At 47.1% G+C, this 20,101-nt stretch carries 20 protein-coding genes; 17 read left to right on the top strand and 3 right to left on the bottom strand.

Going from position 1 to position 20,101, the window contains the following annotated elements:
- Positions 1-35: 35 nt before the first annotated feature.
- Complete coding sequence (locus ASG16_RS29230; RefSeq protein ID WP_048033277.1) at positions 36-1,526, bottom strand: NCS1 family nucleobase:cation symporter-1; 1,491 nt, start codon at positions 1,524-1,526, stop codon at positions 36-38.
- Between the two features lie 223 nt (positions 1,527-1,749).
- On the opposite strand from ASG16_RS29230, the gene ASG16_RS29225 reads away from it, so the two are divergent.
- From ASG16_RS29225 to ASG16_RS29160, 15 genes are all read left to right on the top strand, one after another.
- Positions 1,750-3,360, top strand: coding sequence for an ATP-binding protein (locus ASG16_RS29225; RefSeq protein ID WP_056488030.1), 1,611 nt, complete (start codon positions 1,750-1,752; stop codon positions 3,358-3,360).
- A gap of 32 nt (positions 3,361-3,392) precedes the next feature.
- Entirely contained in the window at positions 3,393-4,046 is a 654-nt protein-coding gene (locus tag ASG16_RS29220) for a response regulator (RefSeq protein WP_241970865.1), read from the top strand.
- A gap of 147 nt (positions 4,047-4,193) precedes the next feature.
- Positions 4,194-5,252 carry a tripartite tricarboxylate transporter substrate binding protein gene (locus ASG16_RS29215; RefSeq protein WP_056488024.1) on the top strand — a complete coding sequence of 353 codons (1,059 nt, stop codon included), beginning with the start codon at positions 4,194-4,196 and terminating at the stop codon, positions 5,250-5,252.
- Positions 5,253-5,299: 47 nt separating this feature from the next.
- Complete coding sequence (locus ASG16_RS29210; protein ID WP_056488021.1) at positions 5,300-5,767, top strand: tripartite tricarboxylate transporter TctB family protein; 468 nt, start codon at positions 5,300-5,302, stop codon at positions 5,765-5,767.
- A 17-nt stretch (positions 5,768-5,784) separates the two neighbouring features.
- The gene (locus ASG16_RS29205; protein ID WP_056488018.1) at positions 5,785-7,311 is read left to right on the top strand and encodes a tripartite tricarboxylate transporter permease; all 1,527 of its coding nucleotides are present in this window, start codon (positions 5,785-5,787) and stop codon (positions 7,309-7,311) included.
- Between the two features lie 109 nt (positions 7,312-7,420).
- Positions 7,421-8,011, top strand: a complete 591-nt coding sequence (locus ASG16_RS29200; protein ID WP_056488016.1) for a GNAT family N-acetyltransferase — start codon at positions 7,421-7,423, stop codon at positions 8,009-8,011.
- Positions 8,012-8,105: 94 nt separating this feature from the next.
- On the top strand, positions 8,106-8,522 hold the full coding sequence (locus ASG16_RS29195; protein ID WP_056488013.1) for a DUF3054 domain-containing protein: 417 nt from the start codon (positions 8,106-8,108) through the stop codon (positions 8,520-8,522).
- A 55-nt stretch (positions 8,523-8,577) separates the two neighbouring features.
- Positions 8,578-8,709, top strand: a complete 132-nt coding sequence (locus ASG16_RS31580) for a hypothetical protein (protein WP_255413062.1) — start codon at positions 8,578-8,580, stop codon at positions 8,707-8,709.
- An 83-nt stretch (positions 8,710-8,792) separates the two neighbouring features.
- The gene (locus tag ASG16_RS29190; protein ID WP_056488010.1) at positions 8,793-9,155 is read left to right on the top strand and encodes a hypothetical protein; all 363 of its coding nucleotides are present in this window, start codon (positions 8,793-8,795) and stop codon (positions 9,153-9,155) included.
- On the top strand, positions 9,139-9,762 hold the full coding sequence (locus ASG16_RS29185) for a thiamine phosphate synthase (protein ID WP_056488007.1): 624 nt from the start codon (positions 9,139-9,141) through the stop codon (positions 9,760-9,762). The genes ASG16_RS29190 and ASG16_RS29185 overlap by 17 nt, the downstream gene beginning before the upstream one ends.
- A 3-nt stretch (positions 9,763-9,765) precedes the next feature.
- A complete protein-coding gene (gene thiE, locus ASG16_RS29180) occupies positions 9,766-10,428 on the top strand; it encodes a thiamine phosphate synthase (RefSeq protein WP_056488003.1) in 663 nt (220 codons plus the stop codon).
- A gap of 87 nt (positions 10,429-10,515) precedes the next feature.
- On the top strand, positions 10,516-11,424 hold the full coding sequence (locus ASG16_RS29175; RefSeq protein WP_048033266.1) for a hypothetical protein: 909 nt from the start codon (positions 10,516-10,518) through the stop codon (positions 11,422-11,424).
- Positions 11,425-11,509: 85 nt separating this feature from the next.
- Positions 11,510-11,800, top strand: coding sequence for an antibiotic biosynthesis monooxygenase family protein (locus ASG16_RS29170; protein WP_056488000.1), 291 nt, complete (start codon positions 11,510-11,512; stop codon positions 11,798-11,800).
- 361 nt (positions 11,801-12,161) lie between these two features.
- Positions 12,162-13,688, top strand: coding sequence for a two-component system sensor histidine kinase NtrB (locus tag ASG16_RS29165; RefSeq protein WP_056487997.1), 1,527 nt, complete (start codon positions 12,162-12,164; stop codon positions 13,686-13,688).
- A gap of 190 nt (positions 13,689-13,878) precedes the next feature.
- Positions 13,879-14,388 (top strand): hypothetical protein, encoded by a 510-nt coding sequence (locus ASG16_RS29160; protein WP_048033264.1) that lies wholly within the window; start codon positions 13,879-13,881, stop codon positions 14,386-14,388.
- Between the two features lie 11 nt (positions 14,389-14,399).
- Here ASG16_RS29160 and ASG16_RS29155 read toward each other — a convergent pair whose 3' ends face one another.
- Together ASG16_RS29155 and ASG16_RS29150 are read right to left on the bottom strand one after the other, a co-directional pair.
- Positions 14,400-15,086, bottom strand: a complete 687-nt coding sequence (locus ASG16_RS29155) for a response regulator (RefSeq protein ID WP_056487994.1) — start codon at positions 15,084-15,086, stop codon at positions 14,400-14,402.
- The gene (locus ASG16_RS29150) at positions 15,083-16,318 is read right to left on the bottom strand and encodes a sensor histidine kinase (RefSeq protein ID WP_056487993.1); all 1,236 of its coding nucleotides are present in this window, start codon (positions 16,316-16,318) and stop codon (positions 15,083-15,085) included. The genes ASG16_RS29155 and ASG16_RS29150 overlap by 4 nt, the downstream gene beginning before the upstream one ends.
- Before the next feature lie 172 nt (positions 16,319-16,490).
- On the opposite strand from ASG16_RS29150, the gene ASG16_RS29145 reads away from it, so the two are divergent.
- Both ASG16_RS29145 and ASG16_RS29140 read left to right on the top strand, forming a co-directional pair.
- Entirely contained in the window at positions 16,491-16,823 is a 333-nt protein-coding gene (locus ASG16_RS29145) for a MarR family winged helix-turn-helix transcriptional regulator (protein WP_007727206.1), read from the top strand.
- 124 nt (positions 16,824-16,947) lie between these two features.
- The gene (locus ASG16_RS29140) at positions 16,948-20,085 is read left to right on the top strand and encodes an efflux RND transporter permease subunit (RefSeq protein WP_048033261.1); all 3,138 of its coding nucleotides are present in this window, start codon (positions 16,948-16,950) and stop codon (positions 20,083-20,085) included.
- Positions 20,086-20,101: the final 16 nt, after the last annotated feature.

Here is a 20,101-nt window from a genome sequence, read left to right as displayed (position 1 = left end):
CAATCGGGCAGCCAGTCTTTTTTGGTAGCTTGCTATCAGGAAGCAATCGTTTGTTTGTTGTTTGCTGTGATCTTTTCGTAATCGTTGGCACTCAAGATTGAAGCATCGCTTTTCATCATCCACGTGTAAAGAACAAGTGAAATTAGTAGTCCGACAGTCCAGGCATTGTCCCAAATAATGGTTAAGCCCGGAATGTATTTACTTATAAAAGGAATCGCAATTCCGATTAGCATCGCCCAAATGGCTCTGCCATTAAAGCCCGTTTTGTAGTTGTAGATCCCGTTTGTTTTGTACAACTCGGTTAAATGGATGCGCCGTTTGCGTACGAGCCAATAGTCGGCAATGGCTATTCCGTCAATCGGGCCTAACAAGGCTCCGTACGTTCCGAGCCATAAAAAGATGTAGTTGCCGAAGTTCTCCAAAATGTACCAAGGCTGCATTAAGAGCGACACGACCCCGGCGATGATGGCGCCTGTTTCATACGAGAGACGGCGAGGGGCCAGATTCTCCACTGCCCGGGCCGGGGCAACGATATTGGCCGCTACGTTGGTTGTCAATGTGGCAAGAATAATTCCAATTGTTCCGAGGAAAATGGCGAAAGGCGAGAATTTAGCCAACACGGCAGCAGGGTCCCACAACGCTTCTCCGTAAATGACGACGGTAGCAGAAGCGACAGCTACTCCGATGAACGAGAAGAAACCCATCGTGGTCGGTAGCGAAGAGGATTGTCCAATGACTTGGGCTTTTTGACTTTTGGCATACCGACAGAAATCCGGAATATTGAGAGCCATTGTGGCCCAAAAAGCAATGGCTCCCGTCAATGCGGGGAAGAAAACCTTCAGGAAATCGGCAGTGGACGTGAATTTCGAAGGTGCCGAGAGCATCGGGCCCCATCCGCCTGCTTTGGTAAGCGCCCAGACGAGGAGCGCCAAACTCATGATGATCAGGACGGGAGCAGCCCAAGCCTCCATTTTTTTGATCGCTTCGGGACCGCGATAAGCGACCCATACGTTTAATAGCCAAAAGCCAAAGAAGGATATCCAGAGATGTCCGGGAACATTCGCCCAGCCTGTCATCGACATGAGGAGTGTATCGATGGCAGCACCTCCGAACCAACAGTTGATGCCAAACCAGCCTGCACCAATCAGACCGCGTGCGACAGCGGGAATGTGTGCTCCTTTGGAGCCGAACCAGAGGCGCGCAAAAACTGGATACGGAATGCCAAATTTCGTCCCGGCATGAGAGTTGAGAAGAATGGGAATAAGGACAATACAGTTACCGAGAATGATCGTCAAAATGGCCTGCCACCAGTTCATACCCAAGGAAATTAACCCTGCCGCCATTGCATACGTCGGCAAACAGATCGACATACCGATCCACAAGCTGGCGAAGTTGTAGGAAGTCCAGGTGTGCTCTGCTGTTCTCGTCGGCCGAAGCCCTTCATTATAAAGCGGACTGTTCTTGATAGCCTCTTCGCCTTCCTTCGTCAGGGTAACAATTCCATTTGATACCGTTTGCGTCTTCACTTCTTTCCCTCCTTTGCTTTTCAAGATGTCTCGTATTCGGACAAGCGCCCCAGTTTGTCTTGAACACAAGTTGTAACATTATATTGGGGGAAAGAAGGCCTAATACCTGATTTTTCGTCGCAAAATGACAACCTGAAACGACAAGCTTCGCCATTGACAATGGGAATGATTCTACCTTTTTACCTAATTGGGATGGTAAGATGAAGCAAGGGGTGAGCGAGCTGTGACGACAAGAAAAATCCGATTATCTTTGCAAACCAGAATGATCTTATTGATTACTATTATCATTATTCTGATTGTTTCGTCAGTTGGAGCGGTGTCTTCTTCCATTGTTGCGTCTTCGATCGAAGAGCAAGTGGGCAAAAAAGCATTGAGTGTGGCGAAGATTGTTGCCAGCGATCCTGAGCTGCGTAGCGCTTTTTCAAGCGATTACCCTCCTGCACTCATTCAACCCATCGCTGAAAACGTCCGTGTTCAAACCGGAGCAGAGTTTGTGGTTGTGGGAAACCATGAGGGAATTCGGTATGCGCATCCGATTCCGGATCGGATTGGAAAGGAAATGGTGGGAGGAGATAACGAGCCGGGACTCGCACATGGTCAATCTTACATATCGAAGGCGGTCGGCAGCATGGGACCATCCTTGCGTGGAAAGGTGCCGATCAAAAATGAAAAAGGGGACATCATGGGAATCGTATCCGTTGGATTCCTGGTGGAAGATATCGAGGAGGCTATTGACCTCTATCAAGACCGCATACTGATCCTGACTCTTCTCGCCTTGCTGTGTGGTGTTGCCGGTGCCATTGCACTCAGTCGCTATTTAAAGCGCTTAATTTTGGGATTGGAGCCGGAGGAGATCGCATCCTTATACGTAGAAAGAAATGCTGTACTGGAGTCAGTCCGTGAGGGAATCGTGGCGATTGACCGCAATAATCGCATCACGATGATGAACAAGGCAGCCATTCGTATTCTGAACTTACCAGAAGAAGAGTTTCATCGCAAAGAAATAGTGGAAGTGCTACCAGACAGTCGTATGCCAGAAGTTCTGGAATCAGGCGAGCATCAATTAGATCGCGAGTCCATCATGAGCGGAAAAGAAATCATTGTGAACCGACTTCCGATCAAGTTCGGAGGGAAGGTCGTAGGCGTAGTCAGCAGCTTTCGCCCCAAATCGGAAATTGACCAGCTCGCTTCGGAATTGTCCCAAGCGAGGCGGTATGCGGATGTACTACGCGCCCAAACACATGAATTTCACAATTTGTTGTATACCATTTCTGGTTTGTTACAGCTTGGCTCGATTCAGGAAGCAGTCGAGCTAATCACGAGTGAAACGTCCGCACAGCAAGAGATGATTTTGTTTTTGGCGAAGCAAATTCCCGATCCGTTAATAGGGGCTTTGCTGTTAGGCATGCACAATCGAGCCAAGGAGCTGAAAATTCAGTTCGTCATCCATCACGACAGTCACTTGAAAGAGCTCCCACCGACGATCAACCGACAGCAGATCGTGGTTTTATTAGGGACATTGATCCAAAATGCATTCGAAGCTGTCAATGAGCCAAGCGTCGAGAACAAGCGAGTGGAGTGTTATTTGTCTGACACAGGCGATGAGATTATGTTCGAAATCGAGGACTCGGGATCGGGAGTTGTGGAAGAGCTGCGAGAAAAAATATTCGAGCACGGCTTTTCAACGAAAAAAGGCGAAGATCGTGGAATTGGTCTGGCTAAGGCTCATGGAATTATTAACGAATTGGACGGCTATATTCTCGTTGGCAAAAGCGAGCTAGGAGGTGCACTTTTCACAGTATCCCTACGCAAAAGAATGGAGGTGGCGTCTTGAGAAAGCTGGAGGTTCTCATCGTAGAGGACGATATGCGGATCATCGATATCAACAAGCGGTTTGTCAGCAAGATTGAAGGTTTTGAAGTAATTGCTACAGCAACGAATGGAACGGATGCCAAAGAATTGCTGTCTTATACGCGCCCTCAGCTCGTTTTGTTGGACGTGTACTTGCCAGACATGCTGGGAACAGAGCTGGTCTGGTTTATTCGGCAACACTACCGCGAAGTAGACGTGATCATGATCACCGCAGCCAAGGAAATGGAAATGGTACAGGAAGCGCTACGCGGCGGCGTATTTGATTACATCGTCAAGCCGCTGGTTTTCGAGCGTTTTCGTGAACGGTTAGAAAGCTATCGCGAGCATGTCATTCGAACGAGGGAAGCTGTCGAGGTGGACCAGGAAGTCATTGACCAAATGCTGACCAGAAGGCTGGTCGCCCCCAAAAATCGAGATGTACTTGCACCAAAGGGAATTGATTTTTTAACTTTGGAAAAAGTGATCGAGGCGATCAGACAGACGGGAGACAAGGGGGTTTCGGCAGAGGAAATTGGCCGCGAGATTGGAACTAGTCGAACAACGGCGAGACGCTATTTAGAATACTTGGTCCTGGAAAAAAAGGCGCGGGCTGACTTGATTTATGGAACAGTGGGCAGACCGGAAAGAAAATATCGCTATCTCCCATAATGTTCCATGAACAATATGAACAAAAAGTGATTAATTTTCAAAATAGACCTTATGCACGAAAACTATTCCCCTAGCTTCTGCGGTGGTACATTATGTTCAAGCGTGATAGCGCTTACAAAAAAGCGGGTTAAGGGGGATATTTGTTTGATGAAAAGAAAAAAAGTGCTAATCACAGTGTCCACTTTTCTTACACTAGCATTGGCTGCTTGTGGTGGAGGTACTGGAAATACAGGAACAGCAAGTCCAGGAACGCAACCAGCCCAAGCGCCACAGCCTGCAGCAGAGGCATCCAAATACCCAGAAAAGCCGATCGTGTATGTAGCTCCATCCGGTGCAGGCGGGGGCTGGGATAAGACAGCTCGCTCGGTAGCAAAGGTGCTGGCGGAAAGCAAGCTGGTGACAGAAACCATCACGGTCGAAAACAAGCCGGGTGGTGGGGGAACCGTGTTCTTGGCAGAGTATGTAAGCAAAGACAAAGGCAATCCTTATAAATTATTCGTGAGCTCTCCACCTATCTTGATTAACAATAACAAAAAAGAGGGGAACAGCCCATTTGGCTACAAAGATGTCACACCATTGGCGCAGATGACGAAAGATTTCGGCACCCTCGTTGTGAAAGCGGATTCACCTCATAAGGACATCAAGAGCGTGCTGGACGCAATCAAGGCTGATCCAAGCAAAATTACACTGGCAGGAGGTTCTGCTCCCGGATCAATGGACCATCTGATCGGCGTACTGCCAGCAGCTAAATACGGAATTGATCCGAAAAGCGTAAAATACGTTTCTTATGATGGTGGCGGAGAAGCAATGGCAGCGTTGTTGGGCGGCAATGCAGATATCATCGCAACGGATGCTTCCAGCGTGGGTGAATATCTGAAAGCAGGTAAAATCCGTGTACTGGGCGTAACTTCTGATGAACGTCTCGGCGGCGATTTGAAAGATATCCCGACGTTAAAAGAACAAGGCGTTGACGCGACATTCACCATTTGGCGCGGTGTCTTCGGTCCAACTGATATGCCAGCAGATGCAAAAGCTTACTGGGATGCAAAGCTGAAAGAACTTTCTACGCATGAGACATGGACAAAAGAATTGGCAGCAAACGGTTGGGAAAGCGAGTACAAGGACGCTGCTGCTTTCTCCGCATTCCTGGACGAACAAGATAAGCAAGTCAAAGAACTGTTGACATCACTTGGTATGTCGAAGTAGGGAGAGGAGGGGCATCCCCTCCTTTTTCCACACCTTAGGAGGTATACATGAACCTGATGTTTGATCGTATCGGCAGCCTGTTTTTTGCACTAGTAGGTGCACTCTTTATCGCCGAAAGTCAAAATATTTCCTCAAGTGCCTACGGAAGTCAGGTCGGGCCGAATATGTTTCCATTTGGACTTGGCGTCATCCTGATCTTGTTGAGCTTGCGATTGTTGTGGGAGACCTACAAGAAAGGCGTGGCTACGTCCTCATCCGAGTCACAGTCTCCATTGCGATACAAGCGATTTTTATTCATTTTGGCAGCAACAGTCCTGTATGTATTGTTGCTGGAGAAACTCGGTTATGTCATCTCGAGCTTCGCTTTCCTTTTGTACGCCTTCACCATGATGGGAAGTAAAAGCGTTCTTAAATCAGGAATCGTTTCCTTACTGTTTTCAGTAGGAGTGTATGTCATCTATGTGCATTTGCTAAAAGGTACGCTTCCAGGACTACCTGCCTGGCTAGGCGTCTAGGGAGGGGATAGGTTAGCATGAGTGCATTGCAATTTTTGGCGGATGGTTTTCTCGTTGCCTTACAGTGGCATAATCTTGTCTTTGCCTTTATTGGCGTCCTGATCGGTACTGCGGTAGGGGTCCTTCCCGGCATCGGTCCAATGAGCGGAGTCGCTTTATTGATGCCCGTTACGGCTTCCTTGACTTCTGGCTTACCTCCTGAAAGTGCGGCGGCTAGCGCACTGATTTTGCTGGCAGGCGTTTACTATGGCGCAATGTACGGTGGTTCCACAACATCCATTTTGTTAAATACGCCGGGTGAATCCTCTTCTGTCGTTACGACATTGGACGGCTATCAGATGGCCAAACAGGGACGTGCTGGCGCAGCGTTGTCGATTGCAGCGATCGGTTCTTTTGTCGCGGGGCTCGTGGCGTTGATTGCTCTTGTGTTTTTGGCTGATCCATTATCCGATCTCGCTTTGAAATTCGGCCCTGCTGAATATTTCTCCCTCATGCTTCTCGGCTTGTGTGCGGTCAGTGGACTGGGGGGGAAGTCGATGACCAAAGCCCTCATTATGACAGTCATGGGACTCTTGCTTGCGACAATTGGGATGGATACCGTTTCGGGTGTGGCGCGGTTTACCTACGATATTCCCGATTTGTATCAAGGCTTGGAGTTCCTCACGATAGCAGTTGGTTTGTTTGCCCTTGGAGAAGTATTCAAGACAATCCTGGAAGACGACCAATCGACCAAAGAAATTATTAAAGTGGGGCGAGTACTCCCTACCAAGCAAGACTTAAAAGAAAGTGCCGGACCGATTACACGCGGTTCGTTGCTCGGGTTTTTCATTGGTGTTTTGCCTGGTGCTGGCGCTACTCTCGCATCCTTCTTCTCGTATATTTTTGAGAAAAAGCTGAGCAAAGATCCTAGCCGCTTTGGAAAAGGAGCGATCGCAGGTGTAGCAGCGCCGGAGTCTGCAAACAATGCTGCTTCTGGCGGTGCGATGATTCCACTGTTGACGTTGGGGATTCCGGGGTCTGGAACGACTGCGATTTTAATGGGTGCATTATTGATGTATAACGTACAACCGGGACCACTCTTATTCGCTGATCATCCGCAAATTGCTTGGGGTTTAATTGCGAGTATGTTTATCGGGAATGTGATGCTGCTGGTTTTGAATATGCCCTTAGTGAAAGTGTTTGCTAAAATTATTGAAACACCGTCCCATTTCCTGATTCCCCTCATTATCGCGATTTCCGTTTTCGGTGTGTACGCTGTGCAAATCAGTACGTTTGACTTGATTTTGCTCGTGATTTGTGGGGTATCTGGCTATTACCTGACGAAAAACGATTTTCCGCTGGCACCGCTCGTCCTCGGCCTTGTGTTGGGACCAATGATTGAAAATAACATGAGAAGGGCGTTGACCACCTCGAATGGCGACTTCTCGATCTTCTTGACAAAGCCTCTTTCCGCTGCTTTTCTGGTTTGTGCGCTTCTCTGGTTGCTAATCCCTATCTTCTTAAAGCGCAGAGGGAAGCAAGTCATTATCAGTGAAGAAGCGTAACATCCGATTAGTTGTCTTGACAGTGTCCTCGCGAGCCCGTATCATAGGAAAAATTTCGGGAAGCTGTTCTGCCTGATAGATGCGGCAGAACAGTAGAGGAGAGACAGACATGTTAAACATTCAACCTGTGATCTTGGAAGGCAAGCTGGTCCGGTTGGAGCCGCTCACAATGGCCCATGTGGATGGAATCTGGGAAGCAGGCGCATACGAAGAGATTTGGCCGCATATGTCCGTTACCATTCGAACGAGAGAAGATGCTCAGGCTTTTATCTTGCAGGCTTTGAAAAATGAACAAGCCCAAACAGAATTGCCATTCGTCATCATTCGCAGAGCAGATGAGCAGATTATCGGGAGCACGAGATTTTTAGGGATCGCGAAAAAGGATCGCGGATTGGAAATCGGTTTTACATGGCTGACCCCATCCGTCTGGAAAACGGGCGTCAATACAGAGTGTAAATGGCTTCTCTTGCGCCACTGCTTCGAACAATTAGGATGTATTCGCGTACAACTCAAGACAGATTCGCGCAATGTGGATTCGCAACGTGCCATTGCTCGAATCGGCGGGATCCGGGAAGGTGTCCTGCGCAATCACATGGTGATGCCAGATGGATACATTCGCGACTCGGTATACTTCAGCATACTCGACCGTGAATGGCCAGAAGCCAAGCAAAAGCTGCAATTGTTGCTGTTTGGTGAATAAAGGCCTGGATTGATTGAAGGGTGTTCAGAGCATGTGTACAATAGGGGTGAACCAAGAGGGTTTACTCTGACAAGACCCGGAAAAGAGGGTATACATGAGACTGCGTTTGTCGACACCGGGCTATCTATTGCTGCTCGGGGATCTGATCGCCTTTGTGCTTTTTGTTTATTACGGAAAAATCATTCATAACTACCCTGTCACGGTCATGGGAATGATCGAAACATTAGCCCCATTCCTGGTAGGATGGATCATCGCGATTCTGCTATTCAAGAGCTATGGACAGCGAACGTATGAATCTGCGGGCCGACAATTATTATCGGCACTGATTACTTGGACAGTAGCCGCACCCATTGGCTTACTGATCCGCTCCTGGTGGACAGGTGTACCGATTACGCTTATTTTTGCAGGTGTGACTTACTTTATTACGTTGGCATTTTTGCTCGGGTGGCGTGTACCGTTCGCCATCGGTTATGCGATCTACAAACGCAATATACTACTTGCAACCAGCTAATAAAGTGTCCCGAATTGGTTACGCTATCCTATGAACGACGTAGGAGGTGAAGCAATTGGGAAAGAACAACAACAGCAAAGACCTCGGAAAAAACCGTGGCAAAACGCTGGATGAAAATGATCGCAACACAAATTTGCGACAATCGAACCATAATGATCGAAATGAAGGAACTGCAAAAGACCGCTGAGCAATCAGCGGTTTTCTACATGGATACAGGTTATTATGTGATATAATAGATTTTGTTTTTTTCTAGTGAGTGGAGGGAAACGTATGACGGAACCGATGCAGAATGTACAGCCGGTGACCTTGTCGTCACAGGCGTTTTTACTTTTGTGCAGACTATATGATGGCTGCTATGACGAATTGAAGCAAAATGAACAGGTTCACGAACTCGTGGAGTCCATCGGTGATATTTTGTTGGCGGGTGTGGAAACGTTGGAGAAACAAGAAACGAAGCCGAAAAATATTACCTTTCCACTTACCGTGCAACAAGCATTTTTCTTGCGTCGGCTCGTGATTGAGCTGTTGGCTCAGTCGCCGACGGACAAAGAAGACCGAACGATTCAATGGCTGCAGGAATGTGTGACAGCACTCGCTGGAGGCGGTGTCCAACCTGATGTCAAGCATTCGTGAGCTGCATGTGATTACGAGCGGTCGGCATTCGCTTAATGAGGTATTGCGAATGGCAGAAGCTGCTTATGCAGGTGGTATGAACTTTTTACATATTCGGGAAAAACAGCGTACTGCAAAGGAATGCATGGATTGGGTAAAGGCATTGGCGAATGTCATACCCCTTTCGTCCTTGATCGTGAATGATCGGGTGGACGTGGCTGCGGCAGCGGGTTGTTCCGGTGCTCATCTGGCATACCATAGTCTGTCTCCTGCGGAAGCGAGAATGGTGCTGAAGACTGGTCAAAAAATAGGGCGTTCCGTCCATTCCGTGGAGGAAGCACAGCAAGCTATTGCAGCAAAAGTCGATTATTTGCTCTACGGGCATATTTTTGCGAGTGGTTCGAAGCCAGGTCTTGCGCCAAGAGGAACAATCGAACTCGCGCAAATGACGGCAAAATGGCACGTGCCGATTATCGGACTCGGCGGAATCACACCGGATCGGACGGTGCAAGTTTTGGAAGCAGGGTGTGCGGGCATCGCTGTCTTATCGGGGATCACCGATGCAATTGATGCCAAGTCAGCAGCCAGCGCTTATCGTGAGGCATTGGATCGTTGGGAGGGGAAATAAAGCATGCGAGATATACAAAGACTTCGGGAAAAGATGGGTGTATACTTTGTCATTGGTACGCAGGATTGCGGCTATTCCAGTGAAAAGACCGTGCAAATCGTGGAAGCAGCATTGCGCGGAGGAGTGGGCACGCTTCAGCTACGTGATAAAGGAAGCAAGCTGACTGCTCGGGAACAATATGAGTTGGGCAGACAGCTGCAACAGCTATGTCGTGAACATGATACATTATTTTTTGTGAATGACGATGTGGATCTGGCGATTCGCTTGCAGGCAGACGGCGTCCATGTCGGGCAAGATGACATGGCGTTGTCGGAAGTACGAGCCAAAGTTGGCTCTGAGATGTACATCGGTGTTTCGGCTGGTACGGTCGAAGAGGCACTCGCTGCCCAAAGCGGCGGCGTTGATTGTATTGGCGTAGGAGCGATGTTCGCTACCCGTTCTAAGGCAGATGCTGGCGAGCCTATCGGACCAGTGGGGCTAGAGGAGATCCGTCAGGCAGTCGGTAATGACTTGCCTATCGTCGGAATTGGTGGCATTACACTGGAAAATGCTTCTGAAGTACTTGCTGCCGGGGCCGATGGGGTCGCGATTATCAGTGCGATCAGCCATGTCGAATCACCAGAAGAAGCAGCCCAAGCGCTACAGCGGATTGTACGATCTCGTTAGCACGGACAAAGCGGCGATTACATATGGTAGGGTAATAGAAACAAACCAGGATGATGCAATTTTGGCGATCAAAAGGAGGTGAAGCCGATGAAAAATCGGATTTACCGTATCGGATATGAATGGGTGAGCAAACGGGAATTGCTCGAGAGATTGTTCATGACCGACTGCATTCTTATCGAACACAAGCGAATGCATCCCACACCGGTGGATCAAGATACAGAATTGCCACCAGAAAAGGAAGTTCATGCTGTTTTGGTTCGCAGCCAGCGCCGCCCGGGCGAATGGGTGACGTTTAATGGGCTATACGAAATACAGTCGAGGGAGCCCATCCCTTGGATAGATTCACCACTGGAGTACCATCAATTCGGAGTAGAATTGATTCCTGGGAATATTCGCAGGGAAAAGGCACCTCAAGGCAGGATACCCGCACGAACCAAGCTGCAAATCGCAGCTGTTCGACAAGATACAGTATTTGTCACAGTTCCTGGGCATCCGTCCAGGCGTTACGAAATGTCTTTGGCTCACGCGCGTTTTGCCAAGGATCACCCGACAGAATTGGAAATGAGGCTGCAAGTATACGCTTTTCCGCCACGCAATGATATTTTTGTGGATTGGTTATTGAAAGAAGGACGTAAAACAGGAATTATTACGCGCCCCAATCAGGAAAGGGTAGAAAAATCAGCTTTTCAGGTATGGGAGGATTTACGCCAAGAATACGGCATTAGCGTCAGCGCCGCATTGATTGCGATTAAACAAGCACTCATTGTACTGGATCGTGCTGGTGTCGAGACTGACTTCCCATACCCGACCCAAGAGCGATCGGATATATCTTTGTTCAGCGAATCGGAGCGGGATGCCTTTTATTCCTACCAATCCGTTCGATGTGCGATGGCCGCTGTTGCTGCCCTGTTGACGGTAGACCCGAAAGATCCGTTGCAGGATACACTCTTGATGGATATCATGCTCGAGCAACAAATTAACCGCAGGCGCGAATAGCGTTTGCGGTTTTTAGGTTTTTCACCAAAGTAGTAGTATAATGGGAGTTGGTAGATGAACCCAATGAAAAGGATGTGTGACCATCATGTATGTTTCCATGAACAGACTGACTGTACCAGCAGACTACCAATCCCATTTGGAACGCGCATTTGGTAATGGGGGAGAACGGATGAAGGAGGTTCCGGGGTTTTTGGAGTTCCTTTTCCTGGCACCAACGGAAGGTGACGAATACATCGTTTTTACGAAATGGACAGATGAGGAATCATTTAAGAATTGGACTGAAAGCGAAGCATTCAAGCGCGCGCATACAGGAACCAACCCAAATACCCCGGTAAAATCGGATTTGCGCAATTACGCTGTCAAATCCCATTCATAAAGCAAAAGCATTTGTCTCTAGGGGGGCAAATGCTTTTTGGATGATTGAATAATAAACATACTTTTCCTTTTTATGCTCGATCGTGATATGATAGAAAATGTTGGGTAAGCGTTTTCAGTCAAACATGATCGAGGGGGTGAAGATGTCCGGAAAAGGCAATAGATAACGCGCGATAATAGGATGCTAGCCGAGATTGTTTGTCTGTAAGGATAAGTAGAGAACCTGATTGGATGGTGTCATTCTCTGCACCAGGATATCATCATGCCGCTTTACATCTTGTCTCATTTACGTCCATAATAGAGCCTATACATACTTGGAAAAATAGCCTCAATGAAGCACGGAGAAAAGGAGCCAGAGTGTTTTGAAAAATCGAATAAGTAAGTATCTTACTCATTTGGTCCCTGCGGCGGTGGCCAAGACGTTTTCCTTTCTTTCAGATCATCATTACTCTGCTTTGCTTCTAGAAGACCGCGAAAATACAGAGGCTTTGTTTGTTCAGCAAATCACGAAATGGATTGAAGTAGTAAAAGTAATCGACACGTATACATTCGAGCGAGAATTGAGCGAAATTGCGTATAGATTTTCGTTAGTTGGAATGAATCTAACGTTTTTACAGCAATTTTTGCGCAAGTGTCGAGACGTTATTATTGAAGAAATGAATAACAATACAAATTCTCTTGCTACGACGGAAATAGACCGGGTAGAGCTTTTGCAAGGACAGATTCGTCTCTATCAATCGATGGACTATATTTTGCATCAAATGGACGATGTCTTCAACAAAAATTCGCATCAATTTCCGGTTGAGAAAACTCCAACTTCTCCTACAAGTTCGGCCAAAGGAGAAGATGTTACAATGCTCGCTGAACAGGAGCTTGTTCAATTAGTCTTGCAATCCAGTGATATTGCCGTCTTGATGGTCGACCGCCAGTTAAGAGTTATTGAAGCGAATTACGCTGTCTGTCATTTATATGGCGTAGATCGGAATCAACTCATTGGCCAAAACATTGATCATGCGCTTCGTCCTCATATTAGCGAGCGTTTTGTCCAGTGGGTAATTGAACGCGGGCAGTCCGGCCATTATGTTGCGGAATACAGAGGCAAATGGACGACAGTGAGCACGAGCCCCATTTATTACGATGGAGAGATGTGGGGAGCGATAGCCGTTCTTCGTAATGTTACGGAAAGCAAAAAGTACGAAGAAGAATTGAACAAGCGTGAAGCGCTGGCAGCAGTTGGGCAACTGGCTGCTGGGATGGCGCATGAGATTCGGAATCCACTAACAGCCATCAAGGGCTTCATTCAGTTGTTGCGAGAGCAAGGGGAAGCAAATCGTAGTGAATCTTATTTTTCTGTCATCTTAACGGAAATTGAACGCATTGATGGGCTATTGAACGATGTCCTTGTTTTGGCCCGGTACAGGGATGATAAAATCGTATCGGAACGTTTCTTAGTGATGGACGAGTTACATGGAGTCATTCGTTTACTGGAGCCAGAAGCGAATCGAAGAGGAATCAAGCTAGAGCTGGACATTGCACAAGGTGAGTGGCATGTGTTTGGTCATCGTTCGCGAATCAAGCAAGCCATTTTGAACATCTTGAAAAATGCGCTTGAAGCATTGTTGACCCAAGGCAACCTCGTTCAAGTGAAAGTGTATTCATCTCTCAATCAAGTAATCATTGTTGTGGAAGACAACGGACCTGGTCTGTCAGATTCTTGCCTGCAAAATTTATTCGTTCCTTTTTATACGACCAAACAAGAGGGAACGGGATTAGGTTTGTCTACGACACAACGCATCATCGCGGACCACGGCGGCGAACTCTATGCGGAAAACTCTCCGAAACTGAAAGGAGCCCGTTTTGAGATTCGTTTACCCCTTTCCATTTCCTAAAAAATATAAAAAGATTGTGACTGTAGGCGGATCAATATCCGTCTTTTTTTACGTTTGAATGAGCGAATAGTCCTATTTTCGAAAAAGTTGCAAGTCTTTCGAATCAATCTTTTTGCAAGTTGTTGTCAAGACCTGTCGATCAGTGGAATAATTTACAAAACGGTTACAATTTGAACGGAGTTGAACAACGGTGATTCGGATGCTGAAAAAAAACGAAACGAGGTGGAGCTACTGGGAGGTTTGGTATGAGGAAACGGAGCACCTTTATACTATTCATTATGGAAATGTAGGGGAAGTTGGCGAGCATTTTGCTGTAGTAGCGGAGCAGATCGAGGGAAGGCCAGACGAAGTTTTACAGAGCTGGACAGAAGAGATGAAAGAACAAGGATACCAGGTCATGAAAACGAACGATTTCCATCCGATGATCGTTCACTTTCCCCAGTTGTGTGAGTCAGAGATTGAGATGCGTTATTTGATCGAACAGCTGTTGGACGAATGCTTGGGAAAGACAGGGAATGGCCATAGCGACGGCGGGGAAGACAGCGAGAGGACGTTAGCGGTGATTTGCCGCGTAATCGATACGAAGAAGGCTGCTGCTGCCGTATTTGAAGCGATGTCCAGCGCACAGTTGGTGCAAGGGTTTTCCATCAGCATAAAGCAGGAGGACGGAAACTTGATTCCACTTAATCCTCCTGCCTAAAACAGTCTGATTTATTTCACGATTTTGTGCCGTAGAGCTTTTGCCACTGCCTGGGTACGATCCTCGACACCCATTTTTTGCAGAATCCGATGCACATGTGTTTTTACAGTGCCTTCTGATATAAATAAGTTTTGCGCAATCTGATCATTTCGATAGCCATCTGCGATCTGTTGAAGCACATCCAATTCTCGATCCGTCAAATCATCTAACAAGACTGATTGAGCGGAGGTAGTTGAATTAGGTGTCTCACTTTGACCTTGCAGTGCTTCGGCAAGCGCTTTTGCAGCTGTCACGGTGTGGAAGAGGGCTTCTCCCTGGTGGGCTCTGCGAATTAGATCAAGCATTTCCTGAGAGTCGGCATCCTTTAGCATATAGCCGACGGCTCCAGCACGAATCCCGTCCACCACATAATTGTGATTGTCAAAGGTCGTAAGAATCAGGACCTTCGTACGGGGGTGCTGTTGCATAATTTCTCTCGTGGCCTCAATGCCAGACTTGTTGGGCATCTGAACATCCATCAAAACGACATCGGGTGCAAGGGTGCCAATCAGTTCAACAGCTTCGACGCCATCGGAGGCTTCCCCAATTACTTCCATATCAGATTGCATTTGAATGACATAACCCAAACCTTGGCGAATCATCGTTTGGTCATCTACTAGGACCACGCGAATGGCTCCTTCTTTTTGTTTACCGGTCATGTTCGCATGCTCCTTTCTGGTTCAGACTGGCGAATCGGAAAGCTGAAATCGAGTTGGAATCCGTGAGGCTCTCGAATGCGATAGGCGAGCGTTCCGTTCAATAGTTGAATTCGTTCAGATATGCCAGTTAGGCCAAAGCCAGGTTTGATTTTTTGGTCGCTCGTGATGCTTCCATCGTCTCGAATGGACAACAACAGGATGTCCTTCTTTTGTTCAATGATGACGAGGATTTCTTTCGCGTCAGAATGACGTAGGGAATTGGTGATCGCTTCTTGCAAAATTCGATAAAACGTTATCGTCATTTCTTGAGAGAGCGGAATGTCCAGATCGGAGCATATTAGCTCCATTTTAATTCCTGTATGCTTTTGAGCCTGCGACAAGAGAGCCCGCAGAGGCGTAAGTCCCAAGGAGGTTTTATCCAGGGCCAATGTATGGACAGACGTGCGAATATCCTCCAGACTTTGCTTGGCAACTCCGAGCATGTTGCGGACGGCTTCTTGTGCGTTGTCAGGTCCATCCTGCAACATATACTTCAAGGCATGTAGCTGGACAATGAGTGAAGTCAAACTATGGCCCAATGCATCGTGAATATCACGGGCAATTCTCGTTCGTTCCTCCAGAACGGCTACTTGAAGGGAATGAAGTGCTGCTTCTTGAAGTTGTAAGTGCGCCTCTTGTAATTCTGAATGTGCTTTTTGTAGCTGCTCAAGGTGCTGTTGGTTGGTTTCGTATGCTTCTGTTTGAATCCGATAGCCACGTGCGCCGATATAGCAACCCACATACGTAAGAATATAAGAGATGATGTGCGTGAATTTCAGGTTTTCTTCAAAATATAAAAAAAGCGTACTGCACGTACCGAAAAAAGTAGCATAAGCCAACGCACGGCGTCCATGAATGTGAAAACCGATAAAAACAGCGAGTGGGAGCATCAAGCCGAAGCCCTCTCCACCCAAAATGAGGGACTTTAGTATCGAGACAATTCCAAGCACGACTGTCACGAATTCGAATTGGAAAGGCTTCCATTTTTTCTTGGAAGTCCAAAATACCACAAGGTAACAAATAAATAGTACAATGGTAAGGGAAAATTGCAACGGAGTTTCCCGTTTAAAGGAATCAGGAAGCAAAGCTAATACAATTAAGATGGAAAACCACATGATTAATAATCGTTTTTGTATGGCTTTCATCATTATCTTCAACAATGAGAAGTCCTTCTTTCTCTGCCGGATAATCACTTAACTTCATTCTAGCATGCGTTGTCGTCTATCTCCAGATAGATAAATCCCTGTCAGAAATCTACCCCTGGGTAGACTTCACTACATATACATTTCAGTAGAATTATTTTTGGGAAATAAACGTTTAGTTATGGGTTGAAGTGGTTAAGTAAGGATGGCAAGGGAGGTTCTCATGAAAGAACTGATTCAGTTGGCAAAACTCCTGCAAGAAGCCAGTGTTTTGTTTACCACGATTTCTGAGCAAGAGCTGGATACAAGCGATGTAACTTGGCAACAGGTCTTGATTCTGGAGCAGCTTGGAAACGGGCCAAAAACAATGGGGGACATAAGTAAGACTGTCGGTCTTTCATACAGCACAACTTCCGGTCTCATTAACCGGTTGGAGCAGGAAAACCTGGTACGCAGGTTCCGAGACCAATCAGATCGACGAGTTGTGTGGGTGTCACTGACAGAGCGTGTATACCAACAGCGAGATGTGAAATGGGGAAATTCACAAACCGTCTAAAAATGGTTTCATCCCTTGATATTTCGTTAATCGAAATGTTGACTCGAGGTTCACCTTATTCATTTCGTTATACGAACTATTACTCACAAAAAATTAGCAGATATATAAAGAAGAGGTGAGTGGATTGAATCTTTCTGAACTATCGATTAAACGCCCGGTCACCATGATTATGTTGACTCTGGCCATGATGATTTTTGGTTTCGTTTCACTGCCTCGCTTGTCGATTGATCTCATGCCGGATCTTAACTTCCCGGTTGCTGTCGTGGTTACATCCGTTGACGGCGGATCTCCGAGTGAGGTAGAAAAACTAGTAACGAAACCGATTGAGGACGCACTTGCAACGGTATCCGATTTAGATAGTATACAATCGGTATCGATGGAAGGAGCTTCACAGGTTATCCTCATGTTTAACTGGGGGACAGACCTTGATCAGGCGACTCTCGACATGCGGGAGAAGGTAGATCAGGTTCGTGGCTCTTTGCCCGACTCAGCCAGAGCGCCCCGCGTACTGCGCATTGACCCGAACAGTACACCGATCATTGAATTTGCGGTGACGGGTGAGCAAGATATCAACAAATTGAAAAAGATGGCAGAGAATATGATCCAATCACGCCTGGAGCGTATTGATGGGGTCGCATCTGCTTCCATCAGTGGCGGACAAAGCCGTATCATCGATGTAACAGTCGACCCAGCCAAACTAGCGGCGTATGGACTGTCACTTGATCAAGTTCAGCAAGCTTTACAGAGCAGCAACTTGTCAGGTTCCGGTGGAGCGGTACGCGAGGGTGACGCTAAGCTCAACATCCGTGTACAAGGTGAGTTTGCCGATATCGAACAAATCGCGCTGACACCAATCTCTGTCGGAGGAAACTCCATCAGGCTCAGTGATATTGCCGAAGTAAAAGACACGCATCAAGATATAACGCAAATGAGTTACGTAAATGGAACACCTAGCTTGGGTATTAAAGTGACAAAAGCTTCTGGCGGAAACACGATTGAGGTAGCAGATGATGTAAAAGCTGAGCTGGAGAAAATCAAAAGTGAGCTGCCAGAAGGCGTAGAAATCATTACGACGCTGGATACATCCGTCTACATTAAGGATTCCGTTTACACCACCGCTGAACATGCCCTGTTGGGTGGCGGTATCGGTATGATCTTGCTGTTCTTCTTCTTGGGCAGCTTGCGATCCATGGTAATTGCGGTCATCGTTCTTCCCGTATCGATCGTTGCTACGTTCTTGCTGATGTACATGACTGGACAGACGATCAACCTGATTTCCCTCTCCGGTTTGACACTGGGATTGGGATCGTTGATTGACTTTGCAGTTGTTATGCTCGAGAATGTTTTCCGTCATCGAGAACAGGGAAAAGGCATGATGGAAGCCGCCTTGGATGGTTCCAAGGAAGTAGGTACGGCAGTTATGGCTTCGGCTTTGGCGCAAATTTGCGTATTCTTGCCGATTGCCCTCACAGAAGGTATTGCTTCTGAGTTGTTTGGACCTCTTGCATTGACGGTTGTTTACTCACATATTGCGGCGCTTGTATTCTCGATTTTGCTCGTGCCGATGCTGAGTTCGAGAATTTTGAACAAAATTCCGTCGCATACGCATCATGAGAACTATCGTGGAATCAATCCGGTTACTTGGTTCAACATTGGATTTAGCAAAGTAGAAAAAGGCTACCAAAGATTGTTAAAATGGTCATTGGGCCATCGTAAAACAGTCATGATTTCTTCAGTTGTCATGATGGTGGGCTCTCTTGCATTGACTCCATTGATTGGGGCAGAGTTTATCCCGGCCATGGACCAAGGTCAAGTAAACATCTCTATCAAAATGCCGAATGGTACCGTTCTGGCTGAAACAGAAAAAGTAACCAGACAAGTTGAAGAAATTGTCAATACGGTTCCGGAGAAGAAAATTGTAGCGACTTCGGTTGGTAGCAATGCATCACCGATAGCGAGCACATTGTCATCCAATCAGGGAACGATCAGCCTGATGCTGGTTGATCTCGACCAGCGCACACGTTCCTCCAATGAAGTTGTGATGGATCTCCAGGAAAAGCTGAAGCATATTGCTGGACCTGAAATTAAGGTAAGCGCACCATCCGGTATGTCTACAGGTTCCCCAATTCAATTGAAAGTTAGCGGGGATGATCTGGACGTATTGAAAGACATTAGTGGTATTATTAAAGGTGAAATTGAGAAGGTACCTGGTACGAGTAACGTAACAACCAGCTTGGAAGAATCAAGACAAGAGCTGGAAGTGAAGATCGATGCGGAGAAAGCGAGCTTGTACGGATTGACGACCGGACAAATTCTCTCCAGTGTTCGCACTTCCTTCCAAGGTCAAACGGTAACGTACTATCGCACGGGTGATGATGAGATTGACGTCAACCTCAAGCTGCCGAAAGAGTTTCAGGAAGATATCAACTTCTTGAACAATATGCGAATTTCCGCTCCAGGTGGGGCACAGATCGCATTGACCTCGGTTGCGACTATCAATAAGGTAGATGTGCCTGTATCAATTAACCGTGCCAACTCAAGCCGTGAAGTTCAAGTAACGAGTGATTTGGCAGGGCGTGACCTGAGCTCTGTAACAAGGGAAGTGCAAGAGAAAATCTCGAAGCTGAATCTCCCGGATGGCTACAAAGTAGATTTTGGTGGGCAAAGTGAAGAAATGATGGAATCATTCAGTAGCCTTGCTCTAGCGATTGTTCTATCAGTCGTGTTGCTTTATATGGTAATGGCAGCGCAGTTTGAATCGTTATACACTCCATTTATCATCATGTTCTCCGTGCCACCGACCGTTACAGGCGTTCTGCTTGGACTATTGGCGACAGGCACAACGATCAGCGTTGGGGTTTTGATCGGGTACATTTTGTTGATCGGTCTGGTCGTGAACAACGCGATTGTATTGATCGACTATGTGAACCAATTGCGCGCAAAAGGTATGGAGCTGTATGATGCGATCCTGCATGCTGGCCCGATTCGTCTTCGTCCGATTTTGATGACGACACTTACCACCATTCTGGCGATTGGACCGCTCGCATTCTCTGGCGGTGCCGGCTCTGAGACGAATGCACCAATGGCCGTAACGGTTATTTTCGGTCTCGGTTTCTCTACACTGATTACTCTGGTTCTGGTTCCTGTCGTTGCTTCTTGGTTTGATGATCTAGGGAAAAAGAGACGCTTGAAGCGCCAGTTGAAACTCGAAAAGAAATTAGCAAAGAAACAAAAGAAAATTAATCCCGCTTTGGAATCGTAAGACGTTTGTGGGAAGA

It is taken from the genome of Brevibacillus sp. Leaf182 (assembly GCF_001423865.2).
In the GTDB taxonomy this organism is placed as follows: domain Bacteria; phylum Bacillota; class Bacilli; order Brevibacillales; family Brevibacillaceae; genus Brevibacillus; species Brevibacillus brevis_C.
This window is presented reverse-complemented; position numbering and strand designations above follow the sequence as displayed.